This is a genomic window from Providencia sp. PROV_01 (assembly GCF_053098325.1).
On record NZ_JBRFKD010000002.1, the window covers coordinates 3,463,858 to 3,484,867 of the forward strand.

Sequence of the window (21,010 nt, forward strand, 5' to 3'; positions counted from 1 at the left end):
ATGTTTATTCAATTGAAGCCTTTTTTGTTACTGATATTACCCATCTTAACTATTGGTTTTACATATATTTTTAAGAGCAAGTTTATATTGTACTTCTCGAATACTCCCTATACTGTTTTTACATAACATTTACGAATATAGGTGTAGGTATGGGGCAACAATTAGAACGTGATGCCATTCGCGGTTATTCTTATTTTATTATTGTCATACTTGCCGTGATGCAAGGCATCGTCATCACTGCCACCACTGATTACGCCATCCGTATAGAAAGCCAATTAAGCGCGACCACTCTATATCTGCCTATTTTGCTCGCTATTTTTGTTCCTTCAGCAATAAGTTTCCTAATTACCAATGCAAGATCCGGTATTTTTTATCTCAACATCGTCGTTATTATTGGGTTAATTTTCTGGCTCAATTACTGGCATGCCCAAGACTTTAAAAATCCTGCAGATACAGACCCATTCTTCTCCTTTATCACCCTAACCGTCCTGTTCTTTTTTATGCTTCCTTGGATGCAACTGTGGCAAGTAACAAGAACATGGAAAATCGATTACGGTTGCTTAATGGGGCTATATATTAAAAATACCTTTTTAGGTGTTCTAGCTGCTGCTATCGGTGGGTTGCTAACTCTAATCATAAAAATAGCCAGTTTCCTATTTGATATTGTTAACCTTAATTTTTTGAGTGAAGCTCTTGATAACGACGTTATCTACTGGGTGAGCTTTGCACTTGGCTTCAACGTGAGTTTAGTTTTTTTACGGGCAACACTAAATGTACAGCTCAGTAATTTTGCTAGCTTTATTGCTCGTTTTTTCTTACCCCTCTTAAATATTGTTGCCGTTATTTTCTTAGGTGGTTTTGTTGTTTCCTACTTTTCAGGTTTAAGCTCCACGAATTTAGGCTCCGCGGTGATGCTATGGTTTTTAATTTTAAACCTCATTTTCATCAATTTTGTGTATGGCGATGGCACTAGCCAATATCAATACCGTACAGGTCTAAATGGTTTTGTCTTAGTTAGCATTATTCTACTCAATGCATTTTCAGTGCTTTCCCTCTATGGCATTCTGGTACGAGTAAACCAGTATAGTTGGAGCGTTGAACGCCTGTATGCATTTACTATTGCCTTATTTCTATTTGTATTGGTTTTTGCTTACAGTATTGCCATTATTTATAAAAGATCAGCTTGGATGTCCTATTTAGGGTTTATCAATAAAGCGGGAATTTTGTCTCTAATTGCCATTATATTGGTCATTAACAGCCCTATTGCTGATTTTAAACGCATCACACTAAACAGTATTCTTGCTGGCGTTGAAAATGGCAAAATTAAAGTCAATAGTTCGCTTGCTTATGACTTAAAACAATTAGGTGAAAAAGGGCTACAGGCTTTTGAGCAACTCAATAACAACCCTGAATATCAAAAACTATTCCAAACTAGCCCTTATGAAGAAGAACAGCGTAAGCCGCTGAAATCAGTATTAATTCAAGCTAAAAATAGCCCTACAATACCAGACAAATGGTTCGATCTCGGAGAAAACCTTAGCAGTGCGTGGTATTGCACTTCACAATACGACCCATACCCATGTGTAGGCTTTATGGCCGATGTAAACCAAAACAACCAAAATGATGTGGTTATGTGCTATTCCTACCCAAGTAGTTCGAGTATTGATTGCAATATATGGCAACAAACGGAACAGAGCTGGGAGTTAATGGATACGCAAACTCGCACATTTAATACCATGCAAGAAAAAGCTCAGGCTTGGGATAATTTATTAAAAGGAAATTTTAAATTAAAACCCAAAGAATGGTTAATGATAGACCCCACTTCTTAATACTAATTAAAAATGCAGGTGACTTAACATTTCTTTGTTAAGCCACCTTTTCATTACGTAAAAATACAGTAACATCTCAAGATTATTACATCCCAAACTTTACTGAAATATTAAACTTACCTTTATAAAACAATTTAATAACAAAATACAACTCACCGTAAATAACCCACTTTTATTATGTAACATATCGTGGTGAAGCTGTTATGATGTACCCTAGTACCCGAATTTATGGGTAAGATCAAAAACGCAGATTTTCTTATAACCACCAATTGCGTTACCAGATCAAAAAATTATCGTTCTCATGCGGTATAAAATAGTCCAACTGTAATATAGCGCATGGTAAAAGCAACGTTAGGTTGGTATTTCCTAACTATACTCAATGACATTAAAACTACACCTGCTAACTAAATCATTATGGATAAATCAAGACAGACTGAATTGGTACGTTGGTTAAAACAACACAGTGCCCCTGCCAAGCGCTGGTTGCGGATCTCTATGTTACTAGGTATTTTGAGCGGATTACTGATTATTGCTCAAGCCTGGTTCTTAGCTGTTATCTTACAAGCATTGATTATGGATAACGTTCCTCGAGAACAGCTATTAACTCCCTTTATTCTTCTGATTTGCGTTTTCATCTTACGTGCAATTGTCACCTATATACGAGAACGTGTTGGCTTTCGTTGTGGCCAAGTGGTGCGCCAAGAAATACGCACCATGGTACTCGATAAACTTCAAGAGCTCGGCCCTGTATGGGTTAAAGGTAAGCCTGCGGGTAGCTGGGCCACGATTATTCTTGAACAAATTGAAGACATGCAAGACTACTATTCACGCTATCTTCCACAAATGTATTTAGCGGGGATCATCCCCATTATGATCCTGATTGCTATTTTCCCATTTAACTGGGCTGCTGCACTTATTTTATTCGTCACTGCCCCGCTAATTCCTATTTTTATGGCATTAGTCGGCTTAGGTGCTGCGGACGCTAACCGCCGTAATTTTATTGCATTAGGTCGTTTAAGCGGTAGTTTTCTCGATAGATTACGAGGCCTTGATACCTTACGGTTATTTTTTCGTGAAAAGGCAGAAATTAAGCAAATTCGCGAATCAACAGAGGATTTTCGTTCCAGAACGATGGAAGTACTAAGAATGGCATTTTTGTCTTCCGGTGTACTTGAGTTTTTTGCATCGATTTCTATTGCTGTTGTTGCCGTCTATTTTGGTTTTTCTTACCTAGGTGAAATGAATTTTGGTAGCTACGGTTTACCTGTCACGCTATTTGCAGGTTTTCTTGCCTTGATACTGTCTCCAGAGTTTTTCCAACCACTACGAGATCTTGGCACATACTACCACGCCAAAGCACAAGCTGTTGGTGCCGCTGAAACACTCGAAACATTGTTAAACAGTGATGGGGAACAAAACACTCAACAAGGAACCCAAACACTAAGCGATGATGCTATCTATATTCAGGCTAAACAATTAGAAATTTTATCCCATGATGGAGTGCGCCTTGCTGGGCCATTAGATTTCAATATTGAACCACAACAACGTATTGCGATTGTTGGTCAAAGTGGCGCAGGGAAAAGCTCATTACTCAATTTATTGTTAGGCTTTTTGCCTTATCGCGGCTCCATCACCGTAAATGGTGTTGAACTTCGTGAATTATGTCCTGATAAATGGCGTGAATTACTTGGCTGGGTTGGGCAAAACCCTCACCTTCCAGAGCAAACACTGGTTGAAAACATCTGTTTAGGCAAGCCAAATGCTACAGAGGCAGAAATTCAACAGGCTATTGATAATGCATATGTTTCCGAATTCTTAGCCCATTTGCCTGACGGTCTAAATACCAAATTAGGTGACTATGCCGCCCGCCTTTCGGTCGGGCAGGCTCAGCGTGTTGCCGTTGCACGAACCCTGTTGAAACCTTCTCGTATGCTACTTCTAGATGAGCCCGCTGCGAGCTTAGACTCCCACAGTGAGCAACGTGTTATGCAAACACTTAACCAGCTATCAAGTCAGCAAACAACCCTTTTAGTCACCCATTTGCTGGAAGAAACCCTTGATTATGACCAAATTTGGGTAATGGCTAATGGTCAAATCATTCAGCAAGGTAATTACACACAACTAAGTCAATCAGAAGGCGCTTTTGCCCAGTTACTTGCCCATCGCAGTGAGGAGCTTTGATAATGAAAATTTTATTACCTTTCTTAGCCCTTTACCGCCGCCATTGGTTTTTAATTACATTAGGTATCATCTTAGCGATTGTGACCTTACTGGCGAGTATTGGTTTACTTACCCTTTCCGGTTGGTTTTTAGCCGGAACCGCAATTGCTGGTTTTCCGGGTCTTTACTATTTTAATTACATGTTACCCGCAGCAGGTGTCCGTGGCGCCGCTATTTTTCGTACCGCTGGCCGTTATGGAGAACGCCTAGTTAGCCACGATGCCACCTTTAAGGTACTTGCCCATTTACGGGTTTTTGCTTTTAGTAAAGTATTACCCCTTTCACCGGGAGGTATCAGCCGTTTCCGTCAAGGGGAGTTACTCAATCGCCTCGTCGCTGACGTAGAAACCCTAGATCATCTCTATTTACGCGTTTTATCACCGATCATTACTGCATTTTTTGTTACCTTTGTCCTTATTTTTGGTTTAAGTTATCTCGACCCTCGTCTTGCGTGGACACTGGGTGGCATCATGCTGTTTTTACTGTTTACCATGCCATTTATATTTTATCGTGCTGGCAAACCCATCGGCCGTGAACTAACCGAATTACGTGGAAGTTATCGCACTATTTTAACCTCTGCACTGCAAGGGCAAGCTGAGCTAACATTGTTTGGCGCCACTGACCGTTTTCGTCAAAACTTGCTTAATATTGAAAACAAATGGCAAATACGCCAACAACAGCAAGCGGCACTTACTGGGCTATCTCAAGCCATTATTTTATTTGCCTCTGGTGTGACTGCGACACTACTTCTTTGGATGGCTGCCGACCATGTGGGAGGGGATACTAAACCGGGGGCTCTCATTGTTTTGTTTGTTTTCTGTGCGCTGGCTGCTTTCGAAGCACTAGGACCAGTTGCGGTAGCTTTTCAACATATGGGGCAGGTGATTGCGTCTGCTACTCGCGTTTCCCAATTAATGACCGCGAAACCGGAGGTAACTTTCCCAAGTGAAAGCCCTTCAATCGCAACATTGGAAAGCCTGACTGTCGACAATATTTCATTTACCTATCCAGAGCAGCCATTTGCCGTTCTTCACAATGTATCTTTAACGTTAAATAAAGGCCAACACCTTGCTTTATTAGGTAAAACTGGCTGCGGTAAATCAACGCTCCTTCAATTATTAACTCGTGCTTGGGATGTTGATAGCGGAACCATCTACTTAAATGGCACGCCTATTAACGAATTTAGCGAAAAATCGTTACGCAATATGATGTCTGTTGTGCCACAACGGGTTCATGTCTTTAGTGATACATTACGCAATAATCTATTACTCGCCAATGAACAAGCGACTGATATCGAATTAAATGAAGTATTGCAACAAGTTGGCTTGGGCAATTTATTAGAAAACGAATTAAAGCTTAATGCATGGATGGGAGAAGGCGGTCGACAGCTTTCAGGTGGGGAACAGCGCCGCTTAGGCATTGCCCGTGCTTTGTTACATAATACCCCATTAATTCTAATGGATGAGCCAACGGAAGGGCTTGATGCGCATACAGAACAACAGATTTTAGCACTACTCAAAGAAAAATGCGCTGATAAAACATTAATTGTCATTACTCACCGCATGCAGGGCTTAGAGGAAATGGATAACATTTGTGTGATGGATAATGGTAAAATCATCGAACAAGGTACTCATCAAGCGCTGTTAGGCATGCAAGGCCAGTATTATCAGTTCCGCCAGCGCCACTGGGCACAGCAACCGCTCTGAGGCGTATATGTATCAATTAGATGACGACTCCTATTTATTCCCTCCCGTGTCTGAAGCCATGCGGGAGCCCAATGGTTTATTAGCGATTGGCGGAGATCTTTCATCAAAAAGGCTGCAAGCCGCTTATTATGATGGTATCTTTCCTTGGTTTAATCCTGGAGAGATGCCTTTATGGTGGTCTCCGGACCCTAGAGCAGTACTCATGGTTGGTGAGCTTCATATTAGCCGGTCAATGAAAAAAGTATTAAAAAAGCAGACTTATCGCATTACCGTTAACCATGCATTCAAGCAAGTTATTGAAGCTTGTTCTGTACGCCAAGAAGGCACATGGATTTTACCCGAAGTTCAAGCTGGGTATTTGGCATTACACCAAGCAGGAATGGCTCATTCCATTGAAGCTTGGTATGGCGATAAACTCGTTGGAGGCCTGTATGGTGTGAACATGGGGCACCTATTTTGTGGGGAATCTATGTTCAGTAGAATGAATGATGCATCCAAATTTGCTTTTATTACGTTCTATTTTCATTTTTTGCGCTATAATGGGCAACTTTTTGATTGTCAGGTACTTAACCACCATACCGCCTCAATGGGCGCAAAAGAGATATCCCGTAGGGATTTTTTACATATTCTTTATCGGTGGCGTGACAAAGCGATTGACTCCGCCTGCTGGATACCGCAATCGATTGAAATACCGCCAATTTTCGATTAATGAATTTTGGTTTTACATTAATTTTATTCCTTCACTTAAAAATAAAGATCGCGTTAAAATGCGACACTTCTTTACTTAGTGCGGGTTTTTGGGCATTATCTTGCCCGTTAAAAATCACGGTTATTAAACTTAGAGGATTAGATGGCCAAAGAAGACAATATTGAAATGCAGGGCACAGTTTTAGATACCCTGCCAAACACAATGTTCCGTGTTGAACTGGAAAACGGTCACGTGGTGACTGCTCATATTTCTGGAAAAATGCGTAAAAACTATATCCGCATCCTGACAGGCGACAAGGTAACTGTAGAGTTAACACCTTATGACCTGAGCAAAGGCCGAATCATTTTCCGTAGCCGTTGATATTCGCTTCAGGCAAGGCCTGACAACCACAGGTGCATTGATACACCTGTGGTCTATTCGTCAGAATACCGCATCCTCCGGAGAGGCCTTGTGCACGCTACTGAAGCTGTATGTCAGTGTGTTACTTTTTTCATCAAGCCCGATACTTACAGAGCCACCATTCGTTAGTGAACCAAATAGCAACTCGTTTGCTAATGGTTTTTTCAGGTTATCCTGAATGGTGCGAGCCATAGGTCGGGCACCCATCGCTTTATCATAACCTTTTTCACATAACCAACGGCGAGCCGCCGCGCTAACTTCAATTGATACGCCTTTCTCATCAAGTTGAACTTGTAATTCCACAATGAACTTATCAACAACTTGCGTAATAATTTCCGGAGTTAATGAGTTAAACCAAATGATACCATCAAGGCGGTTGCGAAACTCTGGTGAGAATGCCTTTTTGATTTCTGACATCGCATCAGTACTATTATCTTGCTCAGCAAAACCAATAGAACGACGCTGAGTTTCTTGTACCCCTGCGTTGGTTGTCATTACCACAACAACATTTCGAAAATCTGCTTTACGGCCGTTGTTATCCGTTAAAGTACCGTGGTCCATTACCTGTAAGAGGATATTAAACACATCAGGATGGGCTTTTTCGATTTCATCTAACAGCACCACTGAGTGAGGATGTTTAATAACTGCATCAGTCAGTAAACCGCCTTGATCAAAGCCGACATAGCCAGGAGGAGCCCCAATTAAACGACTAACAGTATGACGCTCCATATACTCGGACATATCAAAACGTAATAATTTAATATCCAGCGCTTTGGCTAACTGAACAGTGACCTCCGTTTTACCCACCCCCGTCGGACCTGCAAACAAGAAAGAACCCACCGGTTTATTTTCTAACCCTAAACCTGCCCGATTCATTTTAATTGCCTCAGACAACGAATCTATCGCTTTGTCTTGCCCAAACACTAACATTTTCAAACGAGAGTCGAGTGTCTTGAGTTTGTCTTTATCACTTGAAGAAACGGTTTTTTCAGGAATGCGGGCGATACGCGCCACAACAGTTTCAATTTCGGGTACACCAATGGTTTTTTTACGCTTACTTGGTGCAACCAATCGCGTTCGCGCACCAGCTTCATCGATCACATCAATGGCTTTATCAGGCAAATGTCTATCAGTGATATATTTAATAGATAAATCCACCGCGGCTTGAATTGCCTTTGCGGTATACCGAACATCATGATGCGCTTCATATTTAGGCTTTAACCCATTGATGATGCGAATTGTTTCTTCTGGAGTTGGTTCCACAATATCAATTTTCTGGAAACGACGCGCCAATGCTCTGTCTTTCTCAAAAATACTGCCAAATTCTTGATATGTTGTAGAACCAATAACACGAATTCGGCCACTGGATAGCAACGGTTTAATTAAATTTGCCGCGTCAACTTGCCCACCAGAGGCCGCCCCTGCACCGATGATAGTGTGTATTTCATCGATAAATAAAATACTCTTCGGATCTTTTTCCAGCATTTTTAATAATGCTTTGAAGCGTTTCTCAAAGTCACCACGGTATTTAGTTCCCGCCAGTAATGAGCCAATATCTAATGAATAAATTGTGCAGCCTTTCATTACGTCAGGAACATCATCTTGCTCAATACGCCATGCTAGCCCTTCGGCAATCGCGGTTTTACCGACACCTGACTCGCCAACTAATAGTGGGTTATTTTTACGACGGCGACACAGTACTTGAATGGTACGCTCTAATTCAGCCTGACGTCCAACTAGAGGGTCGATATTCCCTTTCTTGGCCTGCTGGTTCAAGTTGGTCGTAAAGTTGTCCATATGGTCTTCTGGGACCGGCTGCTCTTCATTTTGCATGCTACTAGAGGGGATATCTTGTTCTGATGGCGACTCTTCGCCTTTTATCGTGCCATGGGATATATAATTAACCACATCTAAACGGCTAACATCATGTTTACGTAATAAGTACGCAGCTTGGGATTCTTGCTCACTAAAAATTGCGACTAATACATTTGCGCCGCTAACTTCGTTACGCCCAGATGATTGCACATGAAAAACGGCGCGCTGTAATACACGCTGAAAACTCAACGTAGGCTGGGTGTCTCTGCTATCATTTTCGGGTAACAAAGGTGTCGTTTGCGCGATGAAGTGTTCAAGTTCTTGACGTAATGCAACAAGATCAACCTTACAAGCATCTAAAGCTTCGCGAGCAGAGATATTACTCAGTAGCGCTAGCAATAGGTGCTCTACAGTCATAAACTCATGGCGGCTGTCTTTCGCTTTCGTAAAAGCTACGTTTAAACTAAGCTCCAGTTCTTGATTGAGCATAAGCACCTCCCAAAATTGATATTAAGCCAAATTAGACTTTCTCTATAGTGCAAAGCAAAGGGTACTCATGTTCACGAGCAAAAGTATTGACTTGTGCCGCTTTTGTTTCAGCAACCTCTGCAGTAAAAATTCCACAAACTCCCTTTCCTTGAATATGGACATCTAACATTATCTGTGTAGCGCGTTCTTCATCAAAAGAAAAGTATTTTTGTAACACTTCGACAACAAAATCCATCGGAGTGTAATCGTCATTATTTAATAGCACCTTATACATCGAAGGTGGCTGTAAGGTTTGTTCTATTTCATCTTTAAAAATGACATCAGTTTTAAATGTGCCCAGAAAATCACTCATTACTTTCTTGCTCAGTGTTTAACTTCAATTTAAGCATAGTCTTTATTATCAACGATTTCTATCAATCATATTGATAACACCACAAAACTATACCATTTCGTAACCATGCTGTTTTTGTTTATATTGCTTCAAGTCACAGTGTACCATGGGAATCACCTTTGCTTCCATGGTTAGCAATCTGTGAGCCACATCAAATATTATAGAAAATGAGCGCTATTGATTAGCGAATTCTTAACACTTTCCACTAATTCCTGTACCTCGCCTCTTGACCTTAGAAGGCAATTTATTACAGTATATTTTACGAACAAATAACATCGTACTTATACTTATTTTGTGTGTTTTTTATACATTACTTTAAACGCAAATATTGGTAAATCTGAAGGATGAAATATGGAGACGGGTATCGTTAAGTGGTTCAATAACGCAAAAGGCTTTGGTTTTATTTGCCCGGCTGATGGCGGAGAAGATATTTTTGCTCATTATTCCTGTATTCAAATGGACGGTTACAGGACACTAAAAGCTGGCCAGAAAGTTCAATTTAGTGTGACTATTGGCCCAAAAGGTAATCATGCAGACCTCATTGTTCCTATTAACACTGAGGATGTCCCAGACAACATTACCGAATTAAATCAATAGCTCAGCAATAGAGCACAGTTAATTATTTTAGTAATACTGACAACACTAATAATTAACTGTGACTATTTATCAATTAATCACTTCTTTACTGCACCATTGCCCGCGGTTTGCAGGTGCGACATATCACCATATAGTGACGTTAATAAATCATACTGTTCAACATCATAAAACGCACATTGCTTTCCTGTGAATGCTTTAGCCACTTCTATCATAAATTTCACTGTCGCTGCAATGTCAACCTCATGGCTAGCCCCTGTAGAACAACCAGGCACCACCGTTTCTGAGCAGATAGCGACGCCAACCACAGGCGCAGATGTAGATACTGCAGGTTGTAATATACTGTTGATATGATGCAGGCCATTACCATATGGCGTGATATCTTGAATTGACAACGGGAATGTCACCGCTTTTTGGCCACTGCTCCACTCCATCAAACGGATTAAATCCTCTGATACAGGTAAAATATAGCCATTTTTTACCGTTGGAGACAGCGCATACCCTTTATGATTGAGTAAACGATTTCCCTTTGTGGTATCTACAGACAAAATAGCATCCGCTTCAGGGATAGCTTCATGTTGATTCATCGTGGCATCTTCAAGGGGGGAGTCCATGAAATCAACAGGTGTATGCGGACGTGTTGGCGCATTGGGGCAAATATGTGTCGTGATCACGACATCGCCGAGTAGCCGATCGCCCTTTTCATGCATTTGTGCCAGTTTAAGCGCTGCTGCAAGTGCGGCAATCGCACCGTCTGCATCAGAGACAACACCAATTCGAGAAGGCCTAGCACCAATTCCGCCTAACCGCCCGATGATCCCCAGCGTTGGCGCATCTTTATGGTGTGATTTACCTTGTGTTCCTGGAATAAGAATACGAACAAAATCGCTTTGCCCTTTGTTATCCTTAACCGTTTTAGACATGACTTCAATGTGTGGGAAATCTTGGAACAATGCAACAATGTCTTCACCTTTAACACTAGCGCAATCGATTAGCTCATATAGGCAAAGAGTTTGTTTTAGACTCATTGTACTTCCTTTAATTTTTTTTATGGGAGTGAAGAGCTACTTTGAGGTTAACTTGCATAAAATAGCGAGTTAACCTCATTTCGCTCTAGATGGAGCCTCACGTAATTGAGGTTCCACTTTTCCTGATGAAGGCGTATTCACGCACTTAAAATACTAACAATATAAATATTTATAATTTACTGATTACTTCTACTACCTACTTCTTACTACTGATTGCTTTTATGACACGAAATAAGTTCATGACTTATTTATGCTTTTTTGCAACCAATATGGGTCACCCACCATACAACCAAGATAAGCGGCTTTATGGCAAAGACTCTTGGATAACAGCGCCATAACCTCATCATTCATTTGCGTCGCAGGCAAACTTAAACACAAGGCATATAACGTATTTTGCGCTGGGTCGAACACCGTGCTAGATATGGAAGCGACTCCAGCAACGGATTCATCCATCGAAAATTCCCAGCCGCGCTCAGCCACTAAATCCAAACGCTCAACTAATTTACCGCGCTCTTCTTTGGGTTCACGGTCAATAATTTTTGACCGCTCATTTAGCGGTAACCTTGCTAATAATGCACGCCCCGTTGACGTTCCCAGTATAGGTAAACGTGTCCCCGGTTGAGTAATCACTTGCAACATGCTATTGCCAAAGCGTGCATGAACGACACGAACCATATCATCGTCAAGTGCTGACACATAACTGGTAAAACCGCTATCTTTCGCAAGTTCATCAAGCGCTTCAAGCATCATATCGATTAACGGATTCATTCCCCTAGCTCGATGCGCTAATTCCATAATCAGCAAACCTGGCCGATATATCGGTGCATTGTTTTTCTTTTCTAGCAACCCAAGCTCTGCCATTTGCTTTAAAAGGCGGGAAGCCGAGCTTTTAGGCATACCTAATTCATTAACCAACGTTGTCACAGTCAGCTCATTTCCAGAACGCAGGAACAGTTGGTAAACGTCAACAACGCTAGATAAAATACTCATGACCCTAAACCTTGGGTTAATACACTGTAGCTTTGTGGCTTTCTATCTCTCAGATAAGGCACTTTTAAGCGGGTATGGGCTTGGTTTAAAAAATCAACCTCACCAATTAATAGCGCCTCACCTTCACAGCTGGCTTCACAAAGTACTTGGCCGCGAGGACCTAAAACCTTACTACCACCAAATAAATGCAAATCTTCTTCATGACCCCAACGGTTCACTGCAAGTAAGTGAGTTCCATTTTCTAATGCACGACATGCACTGTTAATATCCCAAACATCTCGGTCTTGAACACACCAAGCTGAAGGAGCTAATAACAATTCGGCACCTTGTAATGTTAAAATTCGTGCGACTTCGGGAAAGCCCATGTCATAACAAATCATGATACCGATTTTACCAATCGGTGTTTCAAACACAGGGAAACTATCACCGCGTCCAAACCACTGTTTTTCTAGTCCAAAAGCATGAACTTTACGGAAAACACCACTGATACCCTCGCATCCAGGGTTCCAAACACCGACAGAGTTATATATATCGCCTAAATATTCACCGCGCTCAACAAAACCGCTCACAATAGTGATATTTAGACGAGTAGCAAGCTCGCTAAATAGCGTATAAGTTTCACTTCCGATAGAATCACTTAAATCCCACAACTTAGTGGTCAGTAAGTCGCCACGGTAACCTGTTGTCGCCAGTTCAGGAAAACAGATCAATTTTGCTCCTGAATCCGCGGCTTGTTGGCACAACTGTGCCATTCGTTGCAAGTTATTGGTTTTATTGCCTAGTTCTGAATCAAACTGAGCCAGAGCAACTTTAACTTTTGTACCTGACATTGTTTAATCCTTAATCTAAATGAGAGACTTTGCGAAAGTGTACCGTTTCAACACCTTTCGCTTTCGCCTGCCAGCGCATGCCTATCCAATAGGCTACTGCACCAGTAATCAAAGAGTTAAGCGCAGGGATACCATAGTCAGCGTGCAATGGACCTAATTCCGAAGTTCCCCATCCAACAGCTACGGCAATCACCCACACAACTAAGGTAACAGGGTTATATGCTTCACAGCTTGGTGGTAATATGCCTTGCTCTCGAGTGATATCTAATTCTTTGCGATCACGCTTCAATAAATAATAGTCAACAACCATAATCCCTGCGACAGGCGGGATGGCTATTCCTAAGTAAATTAAGAAACCAATAAAGTTATCTAAGATCCCTAACATTGAAGCAATTGTGCCGAAGATACCAATCACCCACGTTAAATAGCGGCGGTCAAAGCGCTTATTGAAGATGGCATTTAGCAGTGTTGAAAAACCTAAAGATGACGAATACAGATTGATGTCATTCATTTTTATTGTCGAGAAGATAACAATCGATGCACCTAATAGGCCAGTCAGTGCCATCATTAAATCAAATACTTGGCTTGTACGTAATGATAATGCCATTAGTACCGCTATCATATTGACCAGTAGCTCACCAAAAAATGTGCCGATGAGAGTCATCCAAAACACATCTTTAGGCCCTTTCATAAAGCGGCTGATATCGGGTGTTGTTACTGCTGCAATAATAAAACCACCAGCAACCATTGTGATGGCCGCAGGCATAGTCATTAATGGCCCGGCGGGTTCAGTGTCATTGATAAGTGTACCAATATCTTGACCTGATAATAAATTATATGTCGCCCAGCCTAACGCGAATAAAAATAGCGGCGTTGAGATATTGGCAGTAATAGATAAAAATCGATACCCATATACTGTTATAACCGTCACCGCAATACCTGTAATAAGTGACCAAGTCCCTGGTGTTAGCACATTAGTCGCTTTATACATTCCATCCGCAAAGAAACCATTTTGGACGCCAAACCAGCCCATTAAGGAGATAGCAATCGCGCCACCAATGAGAGCTGAGCCTAACTTACCAAAACCCGCCCACCGAGACAGTAGGCTGATCGACATTCCTTCACGGCACGCAGCCGCTCCAAGCCCCCAGCTGACAACCTGTAAAATTACAGAGCCAAGCATTGTTGCCCAAAACGCCTGCCAAAAAGTTAACCCATACCCAAGAGCTGCACCTAACATCACTTGTGAAACACAAGCTAGCGCACCAATTCGTAGAATTAACACTTCATAGAACGGTCTACGAGCACTTTGGGGTACTCGAGCCAAAGAATAATCTTCACCTGCTTTATTCGCCATATCGCACCTGCTGTGTGGTTGTCTTTGCTTAGTTTTTACTGGCTTTATTATAAGTTCCATTATATGGAACTAGGTTTCATTTATTCTACAAGGCAAATGATAGCCATGATCGATACCAATTCGCAAGCAGAATTTATCTTTTCAGATAGTTTTTTATTATGAAATATTTTGAGAAACGAGGGAATATATAGATTGAAAAAAATATTATCAGGAAATGAAGGAGTTAAAAATAACGCATTTAATTAGCAGAATTTATTTGAGGAACTCGGTTCCAATAAATGAGACTATTCTTGAGCAGATATCTCTTTCACGTTAGCATTTAATGCCTTCTATATATCTTCTGCACCAAACCCTGTGATGCAGAAGATATACAGTAATTATTTAGGTTATAAATGATTAGGTTATAAATGATTAAGCTATAAACTATTCCCTCGCTAATGCGTCAATTGGGTTTAAGCGAGCCGCATTTCGCGCAGGTAAAAAGCCAAAAATAATACCAATGGCTGTTGAACAAACAAAGGCACTGATTAACGCCACAGGATCAAAAGAAAAAGTCCAGCCCGGTAGCGCCATTTGAGCCAATAAACTAATTCCATACGATAAGCCGATTCCCATCAGGCCGCCCATTAAACATACCAGTACGGCTTCGATGAGAAATTGCTGCATCACATCGCTGGTTCTAGCCCCTACCGCCATACGAATACCAATTTCTCGTGTCCTTTCTGTCACAGAAACCAGCATAATATTCATCACACCAATACCCCCGACTACTAATGAAATGACAGCCACTAGTGTGAGGAATAACTGCATAGTTTGGGTTGTTTTCTCAGCCGTTTTAATAAAGGTATCTAGGTTATAGGTAAAAATATCTTTCTTACCATGACGCAATGTCAATAAGCGGATTAGTTGCTGCTCCGCTGTTTTAGCATCATAGCCCTCTTTAACCCGCACAGTGATACTGTCGTAGTATGGCCGGTTAAGCACTTTACTATTTACCGTGGTGTCTGGTAACCAAATGGATAATGACTTATTCGAACCAAAAGCCGATTTTTTTTCTTCAAGTACACCGATGACCGTTGCTGGCATATTACCAATAAGTAAAGTTTCGCCAATAACATGCTCTTGCTTAGGAAAAAAGCGGCGCTTGGTGTTAGCATCAATGACCACCACTTGAGCTCGTCTGTCCGCCATATCTTGAGTAAACCCCATTCCTTCTGAGAACTTCCAAGCATAAACATTAAAATAATCACGCCCAACACCTGAAAGTTGAGCTGATGCATCTAAATTGCCTTTCCTTAACCGAGTTGAGCTGTTCAACTCTCCAGAGACAGCGTGGACATAAGGCTGCTTAGCAATCGCGTCAATATCCAAAGATTTTAATGATTGCCTATTTTCTGCATCGTCACTCCCGAAATCTTTCCCGGGATAGATAGAAATGGTATTGGTTCCGATCGATTTAATATCATTGAGTACCATGCCCTGCGCCGCATCGCCAATCACCATAATTGAAACCACAGAGGCAATACCAATAATAATCCCAAGCATCGTTAGCAGCGTGCGCATTTTATTGACAACCATGGCACGCCAAGCCATCAGTAATGCCTCACTAAATCGGCCATACATTTGATTTAATGTGAGTTTCCTTGCGGGGGCTTTTGGTAATGAATTTGCACGTATCGAGGCTTTACTCCCCGAATCTTTCAAAATTTCGCCATCTTTAATTTCTACGATACGTTCCGCTTGCTGAGCAATTTCGGGATCATGAGTAACAATAATCACTGTATGCCCTTGGGCACAAAGGCCTTTTAAAATACTCATGACCTCTTCCCCCGAATGGCTATCCAGCGCTCCTGTTGGCTCATCCGCAAGAATTATCTGCCCGCCATTCATTAGGGCGCGAGCAATACTCACGCGCTGTTGTTGCCCGCCAGACAACTGACTTGGACGATATTCAATTCGCTCTCCAAGCCCTAAACGCTGTAATAGTTGGGCGGCTCGTTCACGACGTTGGTTTTTACCCGCTCCTGCATATACCGCAGGTACCTCAACATTTTGCTCCGCACTTAAATGGCTTAATAAATGGTAGCGTTGAAAAATAAAACCGAAATGTTCTCGACGCAATTCTGCCAATTGGTCGTTATCTAATGTTGCAACACTTTGGCCATCAATACAGTAATTCCCTTCTGTTGGTTTATCTAAGCACCCAATAATATTCATGAGTGTGGATTTACCTGAACCAGAAGCACCTATAATCGCTACCATCTCACCTGCATTAATTTGCAGTGAGACATTTTTTAAGACCGTAACTTGGTTTTCACCTTCCCCATAGCGGCGAGTGATCCCTTGAAGATCAATTAACGCAGCCATAGTTAGTATTCCGCCTCGTTGTGCCCAATGACCACTTTGTCACCTTCATTTAGGCCTTTGGTAATTTCCACATACACATCGTTTCGACCACCAATTTCAACTTGTTTTTTCTCGACTTTATTGCCTTGCAGAATATCCACTTCATAGGTTTGTGGTGAAATTTCATTACCTAATGCAGATAGTGGTAGCAATAGCACATTCTTACGTGAATCTAATTCAATCATAACCTGAGCGGTCATTTGTAATTTCAACAAATGTTGCGGGTTAGGCACCTCAAAACGCGCATAATAGAAAATGGCATCATTAATTTTTTCAGGAGTTGGCAAAATATCCTTTAATTGCCCAGCAAATTTTTTATCTGGAGCCCCTAGAACAGTGAAAGAAGCATCTTGACCGGGTTCCAAATAAATTACGTCGGCTTCAGAAACTTCGGCTTTCACTAGCATCGTGTCCAAATCCGCAAGCGTTAAAATTGTTGGTGCTTCTTGGGCAGCAATAACCGTCTGTCCCTGTAGTGTTTTAATAAAGGTGACAATACCATCCATTGGTGCCGTAATTTGCGTATATTTTAGATTTGTTTTTGCCGAATCTAGAGTGGCTTGGTTACGCTTAATTTGAGCTTGATAAGTGGCGACTTGCGCTTTTTTTACTTCCACATCGGTTTTAGCTTTATCAAGTTCTTGTTGAGAAACTGCTTGCTGTTTTGCTAGGCTTAAATGACGCTGATAAGTCACTTGGGCAAGACGCAGCTCGGCTTGAGCTAATGATAAATTGGCTTCGAGCTCACGTGTTGTTGCCTCAGACTCAATAACATCATTTTGAGCTTTTTTCGGGTCAATAACCGCTAATAAGTCACCTTTTTTAACATAATCACCCTCTTTGACATACAGCGTTTGCAGCTGCCCACTCACCTGAGCGCCCACATCGACTTTACGTACGGCATCAAGTTTCCCCGTTGCCAGTACTTGTTTATCTAAATTGCCTCGAGTGACATCTACGGTTTGAAAAACCTCGGCTTCCTCTCGATTAAAAAGAAACCCAGCGGTGATTAGGGCAACAATAATGATTGCCAAATAAATCGGCCACTTTTTCTTAGGCTTTGCCTTCATGTTTACTTGCTTCCTATGAACAAAAAGAGGGCTTTGCCCTCTAAGATCGCTGACAACGTGTAAAAAGGAGGTTCCAATTAGTTGTCAGCTAAAAACTAATGATCAAATTATATATCACTTAAGTTATCAATTGATTCAACATGTGATAAACCTGAAAGAACCATTTCTTAATAATCAATCAACAACAAGTAATATTTCTCGATATCACGATTAATTTGCTTTCCCCCTTGCCAACCATGCCACGCGAGAAAACATACTTTTCAATTGCAGCGGAATGCTGTCTGGCCCTAATTCTGCGGCTCTATTTACAGTAGCTAGCGCTAAATCTGGTTTCGATGTACGAGAAATCGCCTTAATAATTACACGTCTGGTTGAAACCTTCGCATTATCTGGAATATCCGCAATTTCATGATAAAGGCTTCTAAACCCTTCACGATATAGGAAATGTTCCATATCTGGTGCGGGGAGCATCGTTAACCTATCTCTATCTGAAGAGTTAATTTTGTTGGCATAATGAGTCGCTGTTGCTGCATACTTGCGCCCCGCCTCATCACCATCGGTTAAAACATGCCATTCAATACCCATTTTATTGGCAAACTTCAGCAATGGTTTCAAACCACTTTGTGCAAATGCAATAACTTTTATTCCTTCAGTTTCAAAGTAATAGTTACACTGGCGCGAAAATTCATTCATCAACCAAATTTCCGTTTCCCCTTCCACTAATAACCAGCAGCGAGCAAACAGCGCTGATGGACGATTAAAGCGAATATGGAAAGAAATTTTACGTAATTCTTCAGCACTTAAATCATTTTCACTCAATCGATAAGCTGAAACTTTATTGGTATTGCGCACCAAACGACACAAATCTTCCAGAGGTGCTAATGAAAGCAACTCCCCTGAGTTCGTCGTGGTAATCCGCTGTAGAGAAAATAGGCTAAATAACCCCCATGCGATGGAGAGCATAATCGGGTGTAAGCGCGTTTCTGGATCTTCAACGATAATCAATGGCCTTGCATGTTTATCTAACTGAATATTACCTTTTGATTGTAATAACGAAGAAAACATTCCTAAGATGATTAAACGAATATTGCGTTGGTTTGGTTTTGCGATTAAACGGCTAATATTATCAAGTGCTTTCCACCCGCGCTTGCGCGGTTCTATATTGACAATTGAGTTATCCAGTTTTATAAGATGTGCGCTCTGCCCTGAAAAATAATGACTGAGCAGCTGTTGCATTGCATCAATACCATCACCAAGGTCCTCATCACTTAAACATTCAGGATTATTAACCAATGCATGGGTTAATTCTTTAATGCGGACGTTGAGCAAATCACGTAAATCTTTTTGGCCTGTAACAATAGTTTCAGTGTTAAGTGTATGCAAAAAGCGGGCATCTCGCAGGCGAATAACCGGATACAATCTAATAATTTCTTTAATGTATTTACCTACATTATCCAAAGAAAGTTTATTACCACCTGAGTTCAAAAAGTTTTTATCTACAACAATCGTGTCATCATCTCTCAGCTCTGCACTAACACGATAGAAAATATGTTTAAGGCCATCTCCGTTATCGACCCAAACAGAGTTAAGATTATGAAAACGATATGATTGATGACGTCCTTTTCGGCGTTCACAAAATTTTAGAACAATCTGTAATGAGCGGTAACGCGATTCATCGTTCCCTGCTGGGTGATGAAAGTCATGAAGGCTGAATTGGTAATCTGTATGCTCAGGGGAAAGAAGAAGGTCAAGTGCGTCCAGTAAACTTGATTTTCCCCAAGAATTCTCACCGACTAAAACCGTACTATTATTCAGTTCTAAAGAAAGCCGGTTAATTCCTCTAAATCCGTATATTTCCACACGTTCCAGGTACATATTACTCTCCTTGGAAGATTTTTAATTCACCCTCAATATTATTAGTTTTCATTACATACCGGGTGATTCCGTCAATGAAACAGACTAAAAGACACTATTTAGAGCTTACCGATTAAGCGCCTTTATTACTATAAATATGTAAGCAAAATAAAAATACTTATAACAAAACAGCGAACTGTGTTGAGCATCTAATTACAGTGTTATAAAATAGTAAAACTTTCATTTTTAGTGTTTTTGACCTATTTTTCTTTCTTTAGCCAATAAAAAAATTTTATAACAATAAGTTCTTTTAGCACAGGGCGCTAAATCAGGTTTATGCTTCGATAACCTAAATAAAAAAGATAAGCATAACCCTTTGTTTACATTAACCTAGTCGATGGGATAACCTTTAAGGAAACGGCCATGTATTCAGGACTCTTAATTATTCTTCTACCGTTAACACTCGGTTATCTTATTCCTATTAAAAATAAACGTATTCTCCATCGAGTTCATCAATCCCTGAATTCAATGGTATATGTTATTTTATTTTTAATGGGAATTACCCTCGCACTGCTTGAAAACTTAAGCGTTCACTTATTTTCTATTTTAATTTATGCAGTTACCTTTTTTTGTTGCATATTTTCATTGAATGTAATCTCACTGTTATTGCTCGATAGATTTGATCCATGGAGAATTCCGCAACATAAACAAGAAAAGCCACCTTCACGAATCAAAATGGTTCTCGAATCTTTACAGCTATGCGGTGTGCTACTGCTCGGATTTGCCGTTGGCTTGACGCATTTTGACTTTCTACACTATGCCGACAAAGGCAGCCAACTGGCGTTAATGCTATTGTTATTACTTGTCGGTATCCAGCTACGCAATAGTGGCATGAGCATCAAGCAAATTTTAATCAACCGCCGTGGTACCACCATCGCGTTTGTCATGGCAATCAGTGCGTTAGCTGGTGGCGCGTTAGCTGCATTTTTACTCGATCTTCCGGTGAAAATGGGGCTAGCGCTGGCTTCTGGCTTTGGCTGGTACTCATTAACAGGCATCGTACTTACCGATGCATATGGCCCGGTCATGGGAAGTGCGGCTTTTTTCAATGACTTAGCAAGGGAACTTGCTGCCATCATGCTCATTCCTATTATTATCAACCGTTACCGCTCAACGGCTCTTGGCATTTGCGGTTCAACATCAATGGATTTTACATTACCTGTTTTACAACGCAGCGGTGGAGTTTCAATTGTCCCTGCCGCCATAGTTCACGGCTTCGTACTTAGTCTAATTACGCCAATTCTTATGGCCTTCTTTACATAG

The 21,010-nt window shown here is 41.1% G+C and carries 16 protein-coding genes; 7 read left to right on the plus strand and 9 right to left on the minus strand.

Features of this window, described 5'->3' with window-relative positions; genetic code table 11:
• Positions 1-149: 149 nt before the first annotated feature.
• The 5 genes from ACU696_RS16895 to infA all read left to right on the plus strand — a co-directional run bounded on the left by ACU696_RS16895 (position 150) and on the right by infA (position 6,824).
• The gene (locus tag ACU696_RS16895; protein ID WP_209101215.1) at positions 150-1,829 is read left to right on the plus strand and encodes a DUF7057 domain-containing protein; all 1,680 of its coding nucleotides are present in this window, start codon (positions 150-152) and stop codon (positions 1,827-1,829) included.
• A gap of 414 nt (positions 1,830-2,243) precedes the next feature.
• Entirely contained in the window at positions 2,244-4,010 is a 1,767-nt protein-coding gene (cydD, locus tag ACU696_RS16900; RefSeq protein WP_004909443.1) for a heme ABC transporter permease/ATP-binding protein CydD, read from the plus strand.
• Positions 4,011-4,012: 2 nt separating this feature from the next.
• Entirely contained in the window at positions 4,013-5,755 is a 1,743-nt protein-coding gene (gene cydC, locus ACU696_RS16905) for a heme ABC transporter ATP-binding protein/permease CydC (protein ID WP_447343204.1), read from the plus strand.
• A 7-nt stretch (positions 5,756-5,762) separates the two neighbouring features.
• The gene (aat, locus tag ACU696_RS16910; protein ID WP_198635352.1) at positions 5,763-6,464 is read left to right on the plus strand and encodes a leucyl/phenylalanyl-tRNA--protein transferase; all 702 of its coding nucleotides are present in this window, start codon (positions 5,763-5,765) and stop codon (positions 6,462-6,464) included.
• Between the two features lie 141 nt (positions 6,465-6,605).
• A complete protein-coding gene (infA, locus tag ACU696_RS16915; RefSeq protein WP_004244560.1) occupies positions 6,606-6,824 on the plus strand; it encodes a translation initiation factor IF-1 in 219 nt (72 codons plus the stop codon).
• Positions 6,825-6,884: 60 nt separating this feature from the next.
• Here the strand turns inward: infA and clpA are convergent, their stop codons facing one another.
• The gene (clpA, locus tag ACU696_RS16920) at positions 6,885-9,167 is read right to left on the minus strand and encodes an ATP-dependent Clp protease ATP-binding subunit ClpA (protein WP_123382122.1); all 2,283 of its coding nucleotides are present in this window, start codon (positions 9,165-9,167) and stop codon (positions 6,885-6,887) included.
• Positions 9,168-9,198: 31 nt separating this feature from the next.
• Positions 9,199-9,519: an ATP-dependent Clp protease adapter ClpS gene (gene clpS / locus ACU696_RS16925; protein ID WP_004256357.1), complete on the minus strand. Its 321-nt coding sequence runs from the start codon at positions 9,517-9,519 to the stop codon at positions 9,199-9,201.
• Between the two features lie 390 nt (positions 9,520-9,909).
• Between clpS and cspD the strand changes: the two genes are divergently transcribed.
• Positions 9,910-10,155, plus strand: coding sequence for a cold shock domain-containing protein CspD (gene cspD, locus ACU696_RS16930; protein ID WP_004909408.1), 246 nt, complete (start codon positions 9,910-9,912; stop codon positions 10,153-10,155).
• 77 nt (positions 10,156-10,232) lie between these two features.
• Here cspD and ACU696_RS16935 read toward each other — a convergent pair whose 3' ends face one another.
• The 7 genes from ACU696_RS16935 to ACU696_RS16965 all read right to left on the minus strand — a co-directional run bounded on the left by ACU696_RS16935 (position 10,233) and on the right by ACU696_RS16965 (position 19,708).
• Positions 10,233-11,180: a DUF1177 domain-containing protein gene (locus ACU696_RS16935; RefSeq protein ID WP_004909405.1), complete on the minus strand. Its 948-nt coding sequence runs from the start codon at positions 11,178-11,180 to the stop codon at positions 10,233-10,235.
• A gap of 237 nt (positions 11,181-11,417) precedes the next feature.
• Positions 11,418-12,170 (minus strand): IclR family transcriptional regulator, encoded by a 753-nt coding sequence (locus ACU696_RS16940; RefSeq protein WP_109911022.1) that lies wholly within the window; start codon positions 12,168-12,170, stop codon positions 11,418-11,420.
• Positions 12,167-13,000 carry a nitrilase-related carbon-nitrogen hydrolase gene (locus ACU696_RS16945; protein WP_109911021.1) on the minus strand — a complete coding sequence of 278 codons (834 nt, stop codon included), beginning with the start codon at positions 12,998-13,000 and terminating at the stop codon, positions 12,167-12,169. Before ACU696_RS16945 ends, ACU696_RS16940 begins: the two co-directional genes overlap by 4 nt.
• A 10-nt stretch (positions 13,001-13,010) precedes the next feature.
• The gene (locus ACU696_RS16950; protein ID WP_004909397.1) at positions 13,011-14,357 is read right to left on the minus strand and encodes a purine-cytosine permease family protein; all 1,347 of its coding nucleotides are present in this window, start codon (positions 14,355-14,357) and stop codon (positions 13,011-13,013) included.
• Positions 14,358-14,780: 423 nt separating this feature from the next.
• Complete coding sequence (gene macB, locus ACU696_RS16955; protein WP_109911020.1) at positions 14,781-16,724, minus strand: macrolide ABC transporter ATP-binding protein/permease MacB; 1,944 nt, start codon at positions 16,722-16,724, stop codon at positions 14,781-14,783.
• Positions 16,725-16,726: 2 nt separating this feature from the next.
• A complete protein-coding gene (gene macA, locus ACU696_RS16960) occupies positions 16,727-17,833 on the minus strand; it encodes a macrolide transporter subunit MacA (protein ID WP_209101212.1) in 1,107 nt (368 codons plus the stop codon).
• A gap of 210 nt (positions 17,834-18,043) precedes the next feature.
• Positions 18,044-19,708 carry an ATP-dependent nuclease gene (locus ACU696_RS16965; protein WP_198635351.1) on the minus strand — a complete coding sequence of 555 codons (1,665 nt, stop codon included), beginning with the start codon at positions 19,706-19,708 and terminating at the stop codon, positions 18,044-18,046.
• A gap of 402 nt (positions 19,709-20,110) precedes the next feature.
• On the opposite strand from ACU696_RS16965, the gene ACU696_RS16970 reads away from it, so the two are divergent.
• Positions 20,111-21,010: a lysine exporter LysO family protein gene (locus tag ACU696_RS16970; protein WP_209101209.1), complete on the plus strand. Its 900-nt coding sequence runs from the start codon at positions 20,111-20,113 to the stop codon at positions 21,008-21,010.